The sequence below is a fragment of the Methyloceanibacter sp. genome (assembly GCF_035650995.1).
In the GTDB taxonomy this organism is placed as follows: Bacteria; Pseudomonadota; Alphaproteobacteria; order Rhizobiales; family Methyloligellaceae; genus Methyloceanibacter.
In genome coordinates this window covers 46,835-63,000 of sequence record NZ_DASRGO010000044.1, presented here as the reverse complement: position 1 = coordinate 63,000, position 16,166 = coordinate 46,835, and the positions used below count along the sequence as shown (strand labels likewise).

Annotated in this window: 17 protein-coding genes and 1 tRNA gene; 6 read left to right on the top strand and 12 right to left on the bottom strand. The window is 64.6% G+C overall.

Annotated features, from left to right (window positions below):
* From VFB18_RS04090 to VFB18_RS04070, 5 genes are all read left to right on the top strand, one after another.
* On the top strand, nucleotides 1-223 hold a 223-nt coding region (locus VFB18_RS04090), incomplete at its 5' end, for a polysaccharide biosynthesis/export family protein (protein WP_324970247.1).
* 44 nt (nucleotides 224-267) lie between these two features.
* Nucleotides 268-1,419 (top strand): glycosyltransferase family 4 protein, encoded by a 1,152-nt coding sequence (locus tag VFB18_RS04085; protein ID WP_324971280.1) that lies wholly within the window; start codon nucleotides 268-270, stop codon nucleotides 1,417-1,419.
* 163 nt (nucleotides 1,420-1,582) lie between these two features.
* A complete protein-coding gene (locus VFB18_RS04080; protein WP_324971278.1) occupies nucleotides 1,583-3,151 on the top strand; it encodes an undecaprenyl-phosphate glucose phosphotransferase in 1,569 nt (522 codons plus the stop codon).
* Nucleotides 3,152-3,172: 21 nt separating this feature from the next.
* Nucleotides 3,173-4,444, top strand: coding sequence for an O-antigen ligase family protein (locus VFB18_RS04075; protein WP_324971285.1), 1,272 nt, complete (start codon nucleotides 3,173-3,175; stop codon nucleotides 4,442-4,444).
* A gap of 153 nt (nucleotides 4,445-4,597) precedes the next feature.
* Nucleotides 4,598-5,695 carry an acyltransferase gene (locus VFB18_RS04070; protein WP_324971276.1) on the top strand — a complete coding sequence of 366 codons (1,098 nt, stop codon included), beginning with the start codon at nucleotides 4,598-4,600 and terminating at the stop codon, nucleotides 5,693-5,695.
* A gap of 7 nt (nucleotides 5,696-5,702) precedes the next feature.
* On the opposite strand, the gene VFB18_RS04065 is transcribed toward VFB18_RS04070, so the two are convergent.
* The 7 genes from VFB18_RS04065 to VFB18_RS04035 all read right to left on the bottom strand — a co-directional run bounded on the left by VFB18_RS04065 (nucleotide 5,703) and on the right by VFB18_RS04035 (nucleotide 10,167).
* Nucleotides 5,703-5,780: transfer RNA gene (locus VFB18_RS04065), tRNA-Pro, on the bottom strand.
* A gap of 75 nt (nucleotides 5,781-5,855) precedes the next feature.
* Nucleotides 5,856-6,323 carry a MerR family transcriptional regulator gene (locus VFB18_RS04060; RefSeq protein ID WP_324971275.1) on the bottom strand — a complete coding sequence of 156 codons (468 nt, stop codon included), beginning with the start codon at nucleotides 6,321-6,323 and terminating at the stop codon, nucleotides 5,856-5,858.
* A 38-nt stretch (nucleotides 6,324-6,361) separates the two neighbouring features.
* Nucleotides 6,362-6,679: an integration host factor subunit alpha gene (locus VFB18_RS04055; protein WP_324971273.1), complete on the bottom strand. Its 318-nt coding sequence runs from the start codon at nucleotides 6,677-6,679 to the stop codon at nucleotides 6,362-6,364.
* 149 nt (nucleotides 6,680-6,828) lie between these two features.
* A complete protein-coding gene (locus tag VFB18_RS04050) occupies nucleotides 6,829-7,806 on the bottom strand; it encodes a beta-ketoacyl-ACP synthase III (RefSeq protein ID WP_324971271.1) in 978 nt (325 codons plus the stop codon).
* Nucleotides 7,807-7,886: 80 nt separating this feature from the next.
* Nucleotides 7,887-8,930 (bottom strand): phosphate acyltransferase PlsX, encoded by a 1,044-nt coding sequence (gene plsX, locus VFB18_RS04045; RefSeq protein WP_324971269.1) that lies wholly within the window; start codon nucleotides 8,928-8,930, stop codon nucleotides 7,887-7,889.
* A gap of 132 nt (nucleotides 8,931-9,062) precedes the next feature.
* Nucleotides 9,063-9,611: a DUF177 domain-containing protein gene (locus tag VFB18_RS04040; protein WP_324971267.1), complete on the bottom strand. Its 549-nt coding sequence runs from the start codon at nucleotides 9,609-9,611 to the stop codon at nucleotides 9,063-9,065.
* Nucleotides 9,612-9,618: 7 nt separating this feature from the next.
* Nucleotides 9,619-10,167 carry a ubiquinol-cytochrome C chaperone family protein gene (locus tag VFB18_RS04035; protein WP_324971266.1) on the bottom strand — a complete coding sequence of 183 codons (549 nt, stop codon included), beginning with the start codon at nucleotides 10,165-10,167 and terminating at the stop codon, nucleotides 9,619-9,621.
* A 44-nt stretch (nucleotides 10,168-10,211) separates the two neighbouring features.
* Here VFB18_RS04035 and VFB18_RS04030 point away from each other — a divergent pair, with 44 nt between their 5' ends.
* Nucleotides 10,212-10,724, top strand: a complete 513-nt coding sequence (locus VFB18_RS04030; RefSeq protein ID WP_324971265.1) for an outer membrane protein assembly factor BamE — start codon at nucleotides 10,212-10,214, stop codon at nucleotides 10,722-10,724.
* 15 nt (nucleotides 10,725-10,739) lie between these two features.
* Here VFB18_RS04030 and VFB18_RS04025 read toward each other — a convergent pair whose 3' ends face one another.
* The 5 genes from VFB18_RS04025 to ribB all read right to left on the bottom strand — a co-directional run bounded on the left by VFB18_RS04025 (nucleotide 10,740) and on the right by ribB (nucleotide 16,074).
* On the bottom strand, nucleotides 10,740-12,863 hold the full coding sequence (locus VFB18_RS04025) for a sodium-translocating pyrophosphatase (protein WP_324971263.1): 2,124 nt from the start codon (nucleotides 12,861-12,863) through the stop codon (nucleotides 10,740-10,742).
* Nucleotides 12,864-13,055: 192 nt separating this feature from the next.
* Nucleotides 13,056-14,069, bottom strand: a complete 1,014-nt coding sequence (thiL, locus tag VFB18_RS04020) for a thiamine-phosphate kinase (RefSeq protein WP_324971261.1) — start codon at nucleotides 14,067-14,069, stop codon at nucleotides 13,056-13,058.
* Nucleotides 14,062-14,559 carry a transcription antitermination factor NusB gene (gene nusB / locus VFB18_RS04015; protein ID WP_324971260.1) on the bottom strand — a complete coding sequence of 166 codons (498 nt, stop codon included), beginning with the start codon at nucleotides 14,557-14,559 and terminating at the stop codon, nucleotides 14,062-14,064. Before nusB ends, thiL begins: the two co-directional genes overlap by 8 nt.
* A 4-nt stretch (nucleotides 14,560-14,563) precedes the next feature.
* Nucleotides 14,564-15,034: a 6,7-dimethyl-8-ribityllumazine synthase gene (ribH, locus tag VFB18_RS04010; RefSeq protein WP_324971259.1), complete on the bottom strand. Its 471-nt coding sequence runs from the start codon at nucleotides 15,032-15,034 to the stop codon at nucleotides 14,564-14,566.
* Nucleotides 15,031-16,074, bottom strand: coding sequence for a 3,4-dihydroxy-2-butanone-4-phosphate synthase (ribB, locus tag VFB18_RS04005; RefSeq protein ID WP_414675643.1), 1,044 nt, complete (start codon nucleotides 16,072-16,074; stop codon nucleotides 15,031-15,033). Before ribB ends, ribH begins: the two co-directional genes overlap by 4 nt.
* Nucleotides 16,075-16,166 lie beyond the last annotated feature (92 nt).

Genomic DNA, 16,166 nt, shown 5'->3' with positions numbered 1-16,166 from the left:
CTTCATCCTGGGCGAGGTCAACAAGCCGGGGCAGTATCCTTACGTCAACAGCATGACGGTCGAGAGCGCGGTGGCCATCGCCGAAGGCTATACCGAGCGCGCCAAGCAGCGCATGGTCAGGCTGACGCGCAAGTTCGGCGGGGTGCAGAGCACCGTCATGGTGCCGACCGACTATCCGGTCCAGCCCGGCGACACGATTTACGTCATGGAACGGATGTTCTAAAGCTCACGGAGCCGTTAACCTAAGCGTCGTCGACGCGAGGCCCCGTGAGTTCATCGCTACGCATCCTGCATTGCATGCGCGCGCCTGTCGGGGGCCTGTTCCGCCACGTGCACGATCTTGCGCTGGGCGAAGCGGGGTACGGCGCGGAGGTCGGGGTGGTGTGCGATTCGCGCACGGGCGGCTCGGAGATCGCCGTGCAGATGGGCCGTCTCGAGGACAACTGCGCCCTTGGGCTTACCCGCATCCCCATGACGCGCCGGCTCGGCTTCGGCGATTGGCGCACCGTTGCCAAGATCGTGAAGCTCGCCGCCAAGGCCAATGTCGATGTGCTGCACGGCCACGGCGCCAAGGGCGGCGCCTATGCGAGGCTCGCCGGCCGCAAGCTGAAGCGCAAGGGCATGAAGGTGAAGGTGGTCTACACCCCGCACGGAGGCAGCCTGCATTATTCGCCGGCGACCCTCTTGGGCCGGCTCTATCTCGCCGCCGAACGCAGGCTCGCGCCGGCCACCGACGGATTTATCTTCGAGAGCCTTTTCGCCGCCAACCGCTATGCCGAGCTGATCGGTCAGCCACAGTGTCCAGTGAAGATCGTGCCGAACGGGCTATATCGCCACGAGTTCTACGAGGGAATGCTGTCGGACGATGCGGTCGACTTCGTCTATGTCGGCGAGCTCCGCGAGCTCAAAGGCGTCGACATTCTGCTCGAAGCGCTCGCCGCCATTCAATCGACGTTTCCCGGCCGCGCCGTGATCGTGGGAAGCGGGCCTGACGAGCGCAAGTTCAAGCGGCTTGCGCGCAAGCTCGGGCTTGGACCGCGCGTCTCCTTTGCCGGCCCCCTGCCCGCGCGCACGGCCTTCGCCCGGGGCCGCTGCGTGGTAGTACCGTCGCGGTCGGAATCCTTCCCCTACATCGTGCTCGAGGCGGCGGCGGCGCAGATGCCTCTCATCGCCACCAATGTCGGGGGCATCCCGGAGATCATGGGCAATATCGACATGCCGCTCGTGCCCGGAGGAGATGTCGGCGCGCTTGCCTCGCAGCTCCGCGCGTTCCTCGCCAGCCCGCAACCCTTCCTCCAGCGCGCCGTCGAGCTGCAGCGGCATGTCGCGACACGCTTCACCGTCGAGAACATGACCTACGAAATCGTGGACTTCTACGTTTCCGAGCTTCGCGCCGGCACGCAGCGCATCGCTGCTTGAGGTTTCGCCTAACTGCGCCTTAACCATAAGCCCAAGCGCTCCCTTCGCAGCCGTCCCGTTTCACGCATCAACAAGCTCAATCGTGGCATAAGGCGCGGAAGCATCGGCGGCTCTGGCCGGACTTTTGTTCGGCGAAACAGGCGCGGCGAGAAGGGTTCGAAGAATGCGTGAAGGGAAGGCGGCCTCGCCGCAGGCGTTGTCGGCTCGGGCATCGTCGTCGTCTCATAAGGTCAAACGCTCGGCAAAATCGCACGCGCCATTCGTCGAGCGGCGTCGCGCCCCGCGCCCGCCGCTCGCCGAGATCAGGCGCGGGGGCGAAGTCAATCTCATGCCGCCGAGCGTGGTCGCAGGCTCGGTGCGCATCGTCGAGTTCCTGCTCGTGGCCATGCTCGGCTTCGCCATCTATCTCGGCTATGTCGAGCGCGAAGGGATGCACACGCATATCATCTATCTCGTCGCGGTCGTGACGGCAGCGACCGCGACCGTCCTTACGTTTCAGACGTTCAATCTCTACCAGGTCACCGCCTTCAGCGCGTTCGTGCGGAGCTTCACCCGCATCGTGCTCGCCTGGAGCATGGTCGTGGCTGGGATGATGACGCTCGCCTTCTTCGGCAAGGTGGGCGCCGACTTCTCGCGCGTGTGGATTGCGACGTGGTACGCGTCGGCGCTCGCCGTGCTGTTCGCCGAGCGGCTCGTCCTTTCCCGTCTCGTCAGAAAGTGGATCAGGGAGGGACGGCTCAGCCGCCGCGCCGTGATCGTCGGCGGGGGGCTTCAGGCCGAAGAGCTGATCAAAGCGCTCGAGGCCTCTTCCGATACCGACATCCGGATCGTCGGCATTTTCGACGATCGGGGCGACGATCGCGTCTCGCCCTTCGTGGCAGGTTATCCGAAGCTCGGCAGCATCAGCCGGCTCGTCGACTTCGGGCGCAAGTCCCGGCTCGATCTGCTGATCGTGTCGCTGCCGGTCAGCGCCGAGAAGCGGCTGCTCGAATTGCTCAAGAAGTTGTGGGTGCTCCCCGTCGACATCAGGCTGTCGGCGCACGCGAACGAGTTCAGGTTCCGGCCGCGCACTTATTCCTATATCGGCAACGTCCCGTTCTTCGACATCACCGACAAGCCCATCGCCGACTGGGACCACGTCAAGAAATGGCTGTTCGACAAAGTCGTGGCCGGGCTTGCGGTCGTGCTGCTTTCCCCGCTCATGGCGATCATCGCGATCCTGATCAAGCTCGACTCTAAGGGCCCGGTTCTCTTCAAGCAGAAGCGCCAGGGTTTCAACAACGAGCTGATCGAGGTCTACAAATTCCGCTCGATGTACGTCGAACACACCGACGCCGAGGCAAGCAAGCTCGTCACCAAGGACGATCCGCGCGTGACGCCCGTCGGCCGCTTCCTGCGCAAGACGAGCATCGACGAGCTGCCGCAGCTCTTCAACGTGCTGAAAGGCGACCTCTCGCTCGTGGGACCCCGTCCGCACGCGCTCAAGGCGAAGGCCGACGACAAACTCTATTCCGACGTGGTCGACGGCTATTTCGCCCGCCACCGCGTGAAGCCGGGCGTCACCGGCTGGGCGCAGATCAACGGCTGGCGGGGTGAGACCGACACCAGAGAGAAGATCCAGCGGCGCGTCGAGCACGACCTCTATTACATCGAGAACTGGTCGGTGATGTTCGACCTCTATATCTGCTTGATGACGCCGTTCGCCCTGCTCAAGGGCGAGAACGCCTACTAGGGGAATACGCCGGTGGCGGCGATGTTGGCGTACGAAGCCGCCTCGGAAGAGGCGCGCGCGCCGCGCGAAGTGAGCGCCGGCATAAGACGGCTCGCGCTCTTCTACTTGTGGATCACCATTGCTACGGGCGCCGTCGTCTTCTCGGAGCCCGCGCCCTACGACGTGCTGATGGTCGGGGCGATCATGATCCTCCCCCTCACCGGCCTTGCTCCGTTGACGCGCGGACTTGCGCCCTATCTCCTCCTGCTGACGGGCATCGTCGCCGGCGGCTTCATCGCCACCACGCAGGCCGGCCTGCTCGACGTGCCCACCAAGCATATCGGCATCACCCTTTATCTCGCTGCCTCATCGGTGGTCATGGCCGCATTCTTCGCCGACCGGCCCGGAAGGCGGATCCGTTTCGTGATGAGCGCCTATATGACGGCGGCGGTGATCGCGGCGGCTGCGGCCCTGATCGGCTATTTCTCGCTCGTGCCCGGAGCCTACGATCTCTTCACCGAATTCGGACGAGCGCGCGGCACCTTCAAGGACCCCAACGTGCTCGGCGCGTTTCTCGTGCCTGCCCTGCTCTACGCCTTCAACGCGATGCTCACGGCGCGGTTCGCGCGCGCGAGCGTGTGGGCGATCCTGATGCCGCTCCTCCTGTTCGGCACACTGCTCACCTTCTCGCGCGGGGCGTGGCTCAACCTCGCCGTCGCGCTTGCGCTCTATGCCTATCTCACCCTGATCACCGCCGCGAGCAATCGCGAGCGGCTCAAGCTCGCCGTGTCCGTCGCGCTGGCGGGCGCGCTCGTGATTGGCGTGTTCGCGGCTGCCCAAGCCATCCCCCAGGTCGCCGATCTCTTGAGCGAGCGCATCACGTTCGAGCAGTCATACGATGTCGGGCCCGAGGGGCGTTTCGGCGGGCAAAAGAAGGCTGCCGAGCTTGTCATGACGGATCCGCTCGGCATCGGCGCGCTCGAATTCGCCCGCGTCCACCATAACGAGGACGTACACGAGGTCTATCTCAACATGTATCTCAACACGGGGTGGATCGGCGGCACGCTCTACCTGTTTCTCGTGCTGACCACGCTCGTGCTCGGCTTCCGCCGCATCCTGCACGACAAAGGCGGAAGCGGCTTAAGCAACGTGGTGCTCGCCGCATTTTTCGGCATGGCGGTCGAGGGACTCGTGATCGACACCGATCACTGGCGGCACCTCTATCTCATCATGGCCATGGTCTGGGGCCTAGCCATCGCGCAGGCCAACAGCGAACGGGCATCGTGGCGCCGCGGCGAGCAAGCGGACCCTTAAGCCCTGTGTCGCATTTTGGGGCACGACCCTTCGGCCCCGTCCCGGTTTGGTCCCATCGTGCAACTTCGCGCTGTTCCAGCCCCGTGCACGACTTTCCGGCGTTGGCATGGGCGTTGCTTCGGCTGGAGGCATCTCGCCGCTCACAATTCTGGCATGCCCCAAAGCCCCACCAAACCCCACGGGGTCATCGTTTCGCTGCAATATCTCCGCGGACTCGCGGCGATGATGGTCGTGTTTAGCCACGGCTTCGATCAGCTGCCGTGGCTCAAGGCGCTCATGCCCAATGTCGGCTTGTCGGGCGTCGACCTGTTCTTCGTCATCAGCGGCTTCATCATGGTGTTCGTCACGGCGGGCGCCGAGACCTCGCCAGGCAACTTCTTCAGAATGCGGATCGTCCGCATCGTGCCGCTCTACTGGCTGTTCAATTTCGTCAACGCGGCGCTCTTCATCGCCTTCCCGCAGCTGTTTCAGACTGCGGTGCTGACCCTCAAGCACTTCATTCTGTCGCTGTTCTTCATCCCGCATCTGAGCCCGGCCGTGCCGCCCTCGATCAGCCCCTTCATCCTGCTCGGCTGGACGCTCAACTACGAGATGTTCTTCTACGCGATCTTCGCGCTCGCGATGGCGGTGTCGCTGATGCGGCGCGTGCCGCTCACCATCGGGGTGCTCGTGAGCATGGTCGCGCTCGGGACACTCTCGGTATTCGACGGAAGCCCCGCCTTGGAGTTCTACAGCAACGACATCGTGCTCGAATTCGTCTTCGGCATGGCGCTCGCCCAGCTCTTCCTCAACGGGACGCTTGCGCGTGTTGGCGTCGGGCCGGCCTGGGTCGCAATCGGGCTCGGCGCGATCGGCGTCGCCGTCGGCGCCTATCACATCACCGAGATGCCGAGAGCGCTCGCGTTCGGCCTCCCGGCGGCGCTGATGGTGGCGGGCGCGCTTTCCATCGAAGCCGGGCGTGAAGTGCGCCGGGTGCAGCCGTTCCTCATCATCGGCGATGCCTCCTATTCGATCTATCTCGCCCACCTCTTTCCCATCGCGCTCGAACGCTTTGCCTGGGCGAGGCTCGCACTTCCCACCGAGGGCATCCTGCCCGTGGTCTCTTTCGTGGGCGTGGCTCTCGTTGGCGGAGCGTGTGCGGGGATTGCCTGCTACCTCGTCGTCGAGCGGCCCATGCTCAAGGTCATGCGGGGATGGATCAAGGCGAAGCCTGCCGCTTCGCTCAACCGGCCGGTGCTCGCCGAGAATTAGGGGGGAATGGTCGGAGCGGGGAGATTTGAACTCCCGACCCCCGGTCCCCCAGACCGGTGCGCTAACCGAGCTGCGCTACGCTCCGAAGCCGTCTTTGGATAGCTTGGATATACACGCTTGAGGCGTCGAAACAAGCGGCGAGCTTCGGACGGGACGGCCATTATTCCTTGGCCGTGGCCAGAATCCGCTGACAGGCCTCGATCTCCTCGATCAGCGCGCCGATCGTGCTCACCTCAGGGCGCCGTCCGGGCCTGTCGCCGTTCCGCAAGGACGCGGGGCCGATCTGCGCAGCTTCCGCTGCGACATCCGGAATTTCGGGGGCCTCATCCAAGGCGTCCTCCTGCTCGTGGTCCTCGGCGATCCGCCGAAATTCCATCACATAGCGGGGACCGTGCTCGCGCAGGATCTTTTGTACGCCGCGAATGGTGTACCCATCGTTATAGAGCAGGAAGCGGATGCCGCGCAGGAGGGCCACGTCCTCTGGCCGGTAATAGCGCCTGCCGCCGCCGCGCTTCATTGGTTTCAATTGAGCGAACTTGCCCTCCCAAAAGCGCAGCACGTGCTTCGGGACGTCAAGCTCGTCGGCTACTTCACTGATGGTGCGAAACGCCTCGGGCGCCTTGTCCAACGCTCCTCCTCCTCGGCGTCTGAACTGCCGCTCGACTTCTACTCAGCCGCCTTTCTTCGCGACAGCGCATCGTTAATGCGCTGCTTCATGATGTTGCTCGCCCTGAACACGAGCACACGCCGCGGCGTTATAGGAACCTCTTGCCCGGTCTTGGGGTTGCGTCCCACGCGCTCACCCTTGTCGCGAATTCCGAAGGAGCCGAACGAGGACAGCTTTACCGTGTCCCCCCGCTCGAGGCTTGCCACGATTTCGCGAAGCACGAGCTCCACGATCTCGGCAGACTCATTGCGCGGCAGGCCAACCTTCTGAAACACCGCCTCCGCCAAATCGGCGCGCGTCAGGGTCTTCCCGCTCATTGTCCGTACGCTCCCCCAGTCGCGGGACTATTCAAGATGCTAAACGAGCGAGTGCGATCCGGTCAATCTGTCCCGCGATCAAATTCCTGATTTTGCGTCGTTTTCCTCCGAGGTGTGGCTTTGGCGCGGCACTTCGCGGCCTAACGGCCTCACCACCGGATCAACACCGCTCCCCAGGTAAACCCGCCTCCCATCGCCTCGATCAAGACGAGGTCGCCGGCCTTGATGCGGCCATCGAAGCGGCCTTGATCCAGCGCCAGCGGAATGGACGCCGCCGATGTATTGGCATGTTTATCCAGCGTGATAATGATCTTGTCCTTGTCGAGACCAAGTTTCCGGGCGGCCCCCTCCAAGATACGGCGGTTGGCCTGATGGGGAACGAACCAATCGATATCGGAAGGTTTGTATCCCGCCTCGTCAAGCGTGGCCCCGATCACTTCGCTGATCTTGGTGACGGCGTGACGGAACACCTCAGGTCCGTCCATGCGGAGATGACCCACTGTACCGGTCGATGACGGGCCGCCATCGACGTAGAGCTTGTCGCGGTAGCGGCCGTCGGAACGAAGGCAGGTGGCGAGGATGCCGCGATCGGTCGCAACCCCGTTGAGCTTCTGGGCCTCGACCACCACGGCTCCCGCGCCGTCACCGAACAGCACGCACGTCGAGCGGTCCCCCCAATCGAGGATGCGCGAGAAAGCCTCGGCGCCAATCACAAGCGCGCGCTTGAAAAGCCCGCTCTTCATGTAGGTATCGGCGGTCGCTAAAGCGAAAACGAAGCCTGAGCAGACGGCCTGCATGTCGAAGGCGGCGCCCTGGGTGATGCCGAGCTCGGCCTGGATGGTCACCGCCGTCGCCGGGAAGGTCTGATCGGGCGTCGAGGTGGCGAGGATGATGAGATCGATATCCTCGGGCGCGAGCCCGGAATCGTCGAGCGCCCGTCGCGCAGCGATTGCTCCCATGGTCGAAGTCAGCTCGCCCTCGGCGGCGATGCGGCGCTCCTTGATGCCGGTCCGCTCAGTGATCCACTGGTCTGAGGTGTCGACGACCTTGGCGAGATCGTCGTTGGTCAGGACGCGGGTCGGCAGATATCCGCCAACCCCTTTGATCACCGTCCGCACGCTATCCAACTGAGGAGACTCCCCTACCCCGGCGTTCTAAGCTTTTGTTTTACTATCACCTTTTCGGCAAAACCGGCGTGCAATTTAGATCAAGCCGCACCTTCGAGCTCGAGCTTGGCGTGGAAGCCTGCGACATCGCTCGCCAAGCGCTTCACCACCCCGCTCGAGGCCATGTCATAGGCAAGGTCAATGGCGCTGGCAAAGCCCGTGGCGTCGGTTCCGCCATGGCTTTTGACGACGATGCCGTTCAGTCCGAGAAAGATCCCGCCATTCAACTGGCGCGGATCCAGCTTGTCTCTAAGGGCCCGGAAGGCGCCCTGAGCCAGCACCGCTCCGAGGCGTGCGAGCAACGACCGCCCCATGGCAGCACGCAAATACTGGCCGATCTGCTTAGCGGTTCCTTCCGCCGTCTTCAAGGCGACATTGCCGGTGTAGCCGTCGGTCACCACCACGTCGACCACACCCTGCCCGACATCGTCGCCTTCGACGAAGCCGTGATAGCGCATGGGGAGCGGCGCGTCCTTCAGCACGGCGGCAGCCTCCCTGATCTGGTCGAGCCCCTTGATCTCCTCGACCCCGATGTTGAGGAGGCCGACAGACGGGCGCTCGAGGCCGAACAGCGCACGCGCCATGGCCGCGCCCATCAGCGCGAACTCGACGAGCTGGCGCGCCTCGGCGCCGACATTGGCGCCGACGTCGAGCACGATGCATTCGGCATCGACCGTCGGCCAGATGGCGGCGATCGCCGGACGATCGATGCCTTGGATCGTCTTCAGGCAGAATTTTGCCATCGCCATCAACGCGCCGGTATTGCCCGCAGACACGGCGGCTTCGGCACGAGCGTCCCTTACCGCCTCGAGCGCGAGCCACATGCTCGACCGCCAGCGCCCTTTGCGCAGCGCCTGGCTTGGCTTCGCATCCATGGCAACCGCGACGTCGGTGTGAATGACCGTCGACTTGGCGGCGAGCGCGGGATGGGCGGCGAGCACCGGCTCGATGCGGGCGGCATCGCCTACGAGCAGGAAGTGCAGGTCGGGATGACGCACAAGCGCGATCGCGGCGGCGGGAATGACCACGCTCGGGCCGTGGTCCCCGCCCATGGCGTCGAGCGCTATGGTGACTGGAGCACCCATTCAAGCACTATGCCGTAGGAAAATCACACTGTTGGCGGCCCTTTCGGCCGCGGCGTCCCCCGAAACGAAGCCCGAATAGACTGAAAAGGGGGGCCGTTGACAACCGGATTTTGCCGGCGGCTGGAGGCCCGATCAGCGCCGTTTCAGGGCCTCGAGGGCCGCAAACGGGCTCGCCGGCTTGGCGCCGCTCGGCTCCTCCTCCCACTTTTCCGACCATTCGAAGCTCACACCTTCCTTGCGCGGATATGGGTCGAGCGAGGTGGCAAGCGTCTCATAAACAACCGGTCCGAGATCGATCCGTCCCTCGCTGATCGGCTCGGGCCAGTCGGCAAGCGTGGCAGCGCCCTGCTCCTCCTCGTGCGCTTGGTGGGCGGCGATCATCTCCTCCGGCCAGAATTCGGCCTCCACTGGCACCGCGACGTCGGAGAGAACCGGATCGAGCGAGACGACGCAGGTCTGGATGACCTTGGCCGCGAGCTCGCCGTTGAGGCGGACGCGGCCGGCCCCGATGCGCCGAAGCCGATAGGTCATGCCGAGACGTTCGAGGCCGCGCAAGTCGAGCAGCTTGGCGATAGCAGCCATTTCGGCCGGGGTGGCCTCGATCGTTCCGCTCACGGCTTCCTTGATCTCGTCGAACTTGAGCAGCCGCGACAGCGGGAGATGGTCGTTCGGTTCCTTCATGCGCTCCTCAGCACGGGGCGGAAACTCGTGGGAAAACGAGCGTTCCCGCCTTGATTGCCGGATAAGGCTCGGCCTCAAGGCTCCTGATGCATTGCCTAACATAGTGCGCGAGGCGCAATCCTGCAGCCTCGGCCGCCCCCTTATCGAGAGGAAGGGCGTCGGCGATGGCGCTTGCGAGCTGTGCTTCGCCGCCGGCGAAGGCCCGTTCATACGCCTTGAGCAGGGCGGCGCTCGAGGCAGCGAGCGCCCGCATGGTCTTCGGCACGCGAAGGTCGCTCACGCCAAGCTCGCGAAGCACCGTCTCCATGTCGTCCTTGAAACGGTCGGCAAGCTCCTGCGATTGGAGGAGCGCTTCCCCGCCTTCGGCTTTGAGCCGGTGGAGCACGACGAAAAGGTTGAGCGACAGCACGACGAAGCGGCCTTCGAGCGTGTCGGGCACGCCGTAACCCCGGTAGAAGACGGGAAGCCGCGCCTGCGCCACAATCGCGCCATAGAGTTTTTGCGAGGCTTTCTCTTTGCGCCGCCAGGGCATTACGGCGCGTGGTAAGAAGGGCATCGGCAGTTTCCGCCTGTCTTCAGGCTTTCGAGGGACAACCGATTTTGTCTAGCGTCAAGCCGGTCATCGTCCGCGCGCGTCAGACGACGCGCCTTGCATTAGCGCTCGGCGCGGCGCTTGCGCTTGCTGGTTGCGGCGCGCAAATCGACCGCCACGGGCATGTGTTCGTCGATGTCGACCTCAATCAAATCCAAACCGGGATGACCAAGGATCAGGTCACCGCGGTGCTCGGCTCGCCAGACACGACCAGCACAATCGGCGGCGATGCTTTCTACTATATCTCAAGCACGGAGAAGACCGTCGCCTTCCTCAAGCCGTGGGAAATCGACCGCCAGGTGGTCGCGGTCTATTTCGACAATGGCCAAAAGGTCCAGCAGGTCGCCAATTACGGCCTGAAGGACGGCATTGTCGTTAACTACTACAAAGGCGAGACGCCGGCGCGGGGCAAGGATCTCACCTTCCTCGAGCAGATTTTCGGCAACATCTCGCACCGCAAGATGTTCCAGGATCTGAACAAGCAGGGCGGCGGAATTCCCGGGCCCGGCGGCGGCATCTGATCGAGTTCGCCTGCCTTACTGGTGAGCCAGCACCGCGAGCAGAAGCAGCGCCACGATATTGGTGATCTTGATCATCGGGTTCACGGCAGGGCCGGCGGTATCCTTGTAGGGATCGCCGACGGTGTCGCCGGTCACGGCCGCTTTGTGCGCGTCCGAGCCTTTGCCGCCATAGTGGCCGTCCTCGATATACTTCTTGGCGTTGTCCCAGGCGCCCCCTCCGGCCGTCATCGAGATGGCGACGAAGAGGCCGGTGACGATGACGCCGAGCAGCATGGCGCCGAGCGCGGAGAAGGCGGCACTCTTGCCTGCGATCCAATTGATGATGAAGTAGAACGCGACCGGCGACAGCACCGGAAGGAGCGAGGGAATGATCATTTCCTTGATCGCCGCGCGGGTCAGAAGATCGACCGCCTTGCCGTAGTCAGGCCGGTCGGTGCCCTTCATGATCCCGGGCTTTTCGCGGAACTGGCGCCTGACCTCCTCGACGATGGCCGAGCCCGCGCGGCCGACCGCCGTCATGGCGATGCCGCCGAACAGGTAGGGCAAGAGGCCGCCCAGGAAGAGGCCGACCACGACGTAGGGATTTGACAGGGAAAAGGTCGGATCGACGCCCTGGAAATAGGGGAATTTGTCGGCATTTGCGGCGAAATATTTCAGGTCCTCGGTATAGGCCGCGAACAGGACGAGAGCACCGAGACCGGCCGAGCCGATGGCATAGCCCTTGGTCACCGCCTTGGTGGTGTTGCCGACGGCATCGAGCGCATCCGTCGTCTTGCGAATGTCCTTGGGCAGGCCCGCCATCTCGGCGATGCCGCCCGCATTGTCGGTGACGGGACCGAAGGCATCGAGCGCCACGACCATTCCGGCGAGCGCTAGCATGGTGGTGACCGCGATCGCGATGCCGAATAAGCCGGCGAGGTTATAGGCGGCCACGATGCCGGCGATGATGACGAGCGCCGGCAGCGCGGTCGACTCGAGGCTCACGGCAAGGCCCTGGATGACGTTGGTGCCATGGCCGGTGACCGAAGCCTTGGCGATGGATCGAACCGGGCGGAAATTGGTGCCGGTATAGTACTCGGTGATGACGACGATCAGCGCAGTGACGACGAGCCCGACCGCGCCGCAATAGAACAGCGACTGACCGGTGAAAGTCACCTCATCGACCTTCATGGCGGTGTCCATGCCGACGAGCCACGAGGTGAGCGGCCAGAGCAGGATCAGAGACAGGACGCCGGTCACGATCACGCCCTTGTAGAGAGCGCCCATGATCGACTGACTCGGACCCAAGCGCACGAAAAAGGTACCGATGATCGAGGTGATGACGCAGGTCGCGCCGATGGCGAGTGGATAGAGCATCATCTGCATGACGCGGTCCTCGCCGCCGGCGAAATAGATCGAGGCGAGCACCATGGTGGCGACGATGGTAACCACATAGGTCTCGAACAGGTCGGCGGCCATGCCGGCGCAGTCGCCGACATTGTCGCCAACGTTGTCGGCAATGGTCGCGGGATTGCGCGGATCGTCCTCGGGGATGCCGGCTTCGACCTTGCCCACGAGGTCGCCGCCCACGTCGGCGCCCTTGGTGAAGATGCCGCCGCCGAGACGGGCGAAGATCGAGATGAGCGAGGCGCCGAAGCCGAGCGCGACGAGCGCATCGACCACCTCGCGCGAGGCGGGGCTGAGCCCGAGAAACTTGGTGAGGACGAGGAAGTAGACCGAGACGCCGAGGAGTGCGAGGCCGGCGACGAGAAGGCCGGTGATGGCACCGGCGCGGAAGGCGAGGCTAAGACCGTCGGCGAGGCTCTTGGTGGCGGCCTGGGCGGTCCGCACGTTGGCGCGTACCGAGACGTTCATGCCGATATAACCGGCCGAGCCGGACAGGATGGCGCCGACGGCGAAGCCTACGGCCTGAGGCAGACCGAGCAGATAGGCAAGCAGGAGGAAGATGAGCACGCCGACGATGCCGATCGTGGTGTATTGGCGCGCGAGATAGGCCTTGGCCCCCTCCTGGATGGCGGCTGAGATCTCCTGCATGCGCGCCGTTCCGGGATCGGCGGCGAGAACCGCCCTGGTGGTGGCGACGCCATAGGCGATGGAGAGCGCCCCGCAAGCAATGATGAGATAAAGGACAAAGGTCATATCGGCTGCCTCTACGTTTCTTAGGGATTGAGGGAACAACGGGCCGAATTAGGAGGCACCGACGTGCTCCTTAAGCCCTATTGCCCCCAAAGCGATGGTGCGAAAGCGCGGGCGGAAAATGCCAAAGATACGGGCGGGACGCAACAGAGCAGGGAACCCCGGGGGAACGACCGCAAAACCGGCGCCAAGGCGTCAAAAATGGGCGAATCCCTTGTACTTCAATTTAAGGGTCCGGCCGTCCTCGCCCAAAACGCGCAGCCCGTCGCGCTCCTCGATGCGCCCGATCAGGGTCACGGTCTCGCCCCGCCCGGCGGCTTCCGATTCGAAGGCGGCGGCGCTGATCTCGGGGATGGCCGCCACGACCTCGTAGTCGTCGCCCGCCGTCAGAAGCGCCTCGAGCAGAGAGGGATCGCGCGCAAGCGCCTTGCGAGCGGACGCCGACAGCGGCACGCGGGCGGCCTCGATCGCGGCGCCAACATGGGAGACGGCAGCAAGCTTCCCGACGTCGCCAACGAGGCCGTCGGACACGTCGATTGCAGCCGAGGCATAATTCCGCAAGGGGATGGCAAGCGCATTGCGTGGCTTCGGCTCGCGATAGCGGCCGACGAGAAAGCCCGCATCCTCCTCCGACAGCCCGAGATGAGCGGCGAGCTTTGCCTCCTTGAGCAGGCGAAGGCCGAGATAGGCATCGCCGATCGTGCCGGTCACGTAGAGGCGGTCGCCGCGCTTGGCGCCATGGCGGAGCGCGGCGTGCCCATGCGGCACAAGTCCGAGCGCGGTGACGGTGATGCTCAAGGGTCCGGGCGTCTTGGTCGTGTCGCCGCCGGCGAGCGCGATGCCGGACACCTCTTGAAGCGCAGCGAGGCCGGAGGCGAAGGCTTCGAGCCAGGCGGAATTGTGCTCCTTCGCCGTGAGCGACAACGCGAGCAAATAGATGTAAGGCCTCGCGCCCTTAGCGGCGAGATCCGACAGATTGACGGCCAGCGCCTTGTGGCCGACCGATTGCGGCGGATCGCCGCTTAAGAAATGCACGCCCTCGATGAGGGTGTCGCAGGAGATCACCAGCTCCTGCCCCTCGGGGGGGCGAAGCACGGCGGCATCGTCGCGGAGCGAGAGCGCCGAAGCGTCGGTGGCGAGCGGCGCGAAGTAGCGGGCGATGATCTCGAACTCGCCGAGCCCCTTCCCCTCGCCGCCATGCTCAGCCATCGCGCCGCTCCTCGGCAAGAAACTCGCGCGGGCGCGCTTTGTGTCCGATGCGGTCGAGAATGCCATTCACCACTTTGGGCTCGTCCTCGGCGAAAAAGGCATGAGCGATGTCAACATACTCCGAGATCACGACGCGCGCAGGAACGTCGTCGCGCGCGAGAATTTCAAAGGCGCCGGCGCGCAAAATGGCGCGCAAGATGGAATCGACGCGGGTGAGCCGCCACCCTTCGGCAAGCTGCTTGTCGATGAGCGGATCGATCTTGAGCTGCTCGCGCACCACGCCCTGGACGAGATCGCGGAAAAAGCCGGCCTCGGCGTCGCAATACTGACAGCCCTCGATCTCTTGGCCCAGGCGATGGGCCTCGAACTCGGCGATCACCTCGTTCAGATCGATGCCGGTCATGTCCATCTGATAGAGCGCCTGAACGGCGGCAAGCCGGGCGGCGCTCCTCGCGCTTGCCCGCTTGGCGGATTTGCCGCGCGCGGTCATGGCCTTAGCGCCGGCTCGCGGAGGAGAAATGCTGCTCGAGCTGCATCAAAGTGAGGCAGGCGCGCGCCGCATCGCCACCCTTGTTGCGCCCGTCGACGCTCGCCCGCTCCCAAGCCTGCTCGCGGCTCTCGCAGGTGAGAATGCCGAAGCCGATCGGCACGGCGTGCTGCACGGCGAGCTGATGCAGGCCGGCGGCCGACTCGCGGGCCACGATGTCGTAATGGGTGGTCTCGCCGCGAATGACGCAGCCGAGCGCGATGCAGCCGCGATGGCGTCCTGCCCTGCCGACGAAGCCGTTGGCGAGAGCAAGGCTCAGAGCGGGCGCGATCTCGAGGGCGCCCGGCACGGCAAGCCGCTCATAGGGGACGCGCGCCGCATTCAATTCCTCGATCGCGCCGCGGGCGAGCTCGTCGGCGATGTCCTCGTAGAAGCGTGCTTCGATGATGAGGACCGAGCGGACAGTCTTGCGGCTCATGACGTCTGCTCCAACGGCCTGTGGCCCGCGACCTTGAGCCCATAGCCTTCGAGGCCGACGATCTTGCGCGCGGGCGAGTTCGACAGGAGCACCATCTCGCGCACGCCGAGATCGAGCAAGATCTGGGCGCCGATGCCGTACTCGATCAGTCGCTGTTGGCCCGCGGCGGCTTCGGCATTGAGTCTCGCCGAGAGTGCGTCGGGCCGCGACTCGCGGATGAGAATGACAACGCCGCGCCCCTCACGGCCGATGATCTCCATGGCTTTGTGCACCGCCGTCTTGCGGTCCATTCCGGTCGAGAGAACGTCGTCGATCGTGTTCAGGGCGTGGACGCGGACGAGCACGGGCCCGCCCGAGGCGACGTCGCCCTTGACGATCGCAACGTGCTCGGCCGGATCGACGGTGGTGGCATAGACCTTGACGTCGAAGGCGCCGCCATAGGGGCTCTCGATCTTGGTCTCGGCCACGGCCCTGACGAGATGGTCGTAGCGAAGGCGATAGGCGATCAGGTCGGCGATGGTCGCGATCTTGAGCCCGTGGCGCTGGGCGAAGCCGATCAGGTCGGGGAGCCGCGCCATGGTGCCGTCGTCGTTCATGATCTCGCAGATGACGCCGGCAGGGTTGAGGCCAGCGAGGCGGGCGACATCGACGGCCGCTTCGGTATGGCCTGCGCGCACGAGCACGCCGCCGTCCTTGGCGACGAGCGGGAATACATGGCCCGGCGTCATGATGTCCCGATGGTCCTTGGTCGGATCGATGGCGACCGAGATGGTGTGGGCGCGGTCGTGGGCGGAGATACCGGTCGAGACCCCTTCGCGCGCCTCGATCGACACGGTGAAGGCGGTCGAATGGCGCGCGCGGTTCGAGCGGGACATCAGCTCGAGGTGAAGCTGCTTGGCGCGCTCAGGGGTGAGCGCGAGGCAGATCAACCCGCGGCCGTGCTTGGCCATGAAATTGATCGCATCCGGCGTCGCCATCTGCGCGGGGATGACGAGGTCGCCCTCGTTCTCGCGCTCCTCGGCATCAACGAGGATGAACATGCGGCCGTTGCGCGCGTCCTCGACCACCTCCTCGATCGAGGAGAGGAACTGGTGATGGCGGGGCTTGGTCAAGGCGGTCACGGGGATCGAAC

Coding starts and splice junctions, on each gene's coding strand:
- thiL (WP_324971261.1), bottom strand. CDS start 14,069: ATGGCTGAGCATGGCGGCGAGGGGAAGGGGCTCGGCGAGTTCGAGATC.
- VFB18_RS04070 (WP_324971276.1), top strand. CDS start 4,598: ATGCCCCAAAGCCCCACCAAACCCCACGGGGTCATCGTTTCGCTGCAA.
- VFB18_RS04035 (WP_324971266.1), bottom strand. CDS start 10,167: ATGCCCTTCTTACCACGCGCCGTAATGCCCTGGCGGCGCAAAGAGAAA.
- VFB18_RS04040 (WP_324971267.1), bottom strand. CDS start 9,611: ATGAAGGAACCGAACGACCATCTCCCGCTGTCGCGGCTGCTCAAGTTC.
- ribB (WP_414675643.1), bottom strand. CDS start 16,074: ATGTTCATCCTCGTTGATGCCGAGGAGCGCGAGAACGAGGGCGACCTC.
- ribH (WP_324971259.1), bottom strand. CDS start 15,034: ATGAGCCGCAAGACTGTCCGCTCGGTCCTCATCATCGAAGCACGCTTC.
- VFB18_RS04080 (WP_324971278.1), top strand. CDS start 1,583: ATGCGTGAAGGGAAGGCGGCCTCGCCGCAGGCGTTGTCGGCTCGGGCA.
- plsX (WP_324971269.1), bottom strand. CDS start 8,930: ATGGGTGCTCCAGTCACCATAGCGCTCGACGCCATGGGCGGGGACCAC.
- VFB18_RS04025 (WP_324971263.1), bottom strand. CDS start 12,863: ATGACCTTTGTCCTTTATCTCATCATTGCTTGCGGGGCGCTCTCCATC.
- nusB (WP_324971260.1), bottom strand. CDS start 14,559: ATGACCGCGCGCGGCAAATCCGCCAAGCGGGCAAGCGCGAGGAGCGCC.
- VFB18_RS04075 (WP_324971285.1), top strand. CDS start 3,173: ATGTTGGCGTACGAAGCCGCCTCGGAAGAGGCGCGCGCGCCGCGCGAA.
- VFB18_RS04055 (WP_324971273.1), bottom strand. CDS start 6,679: ATGAGCGGGAAGACCCTGACGCGCGCCGATTTGGCGGAGGCGGTGTTT.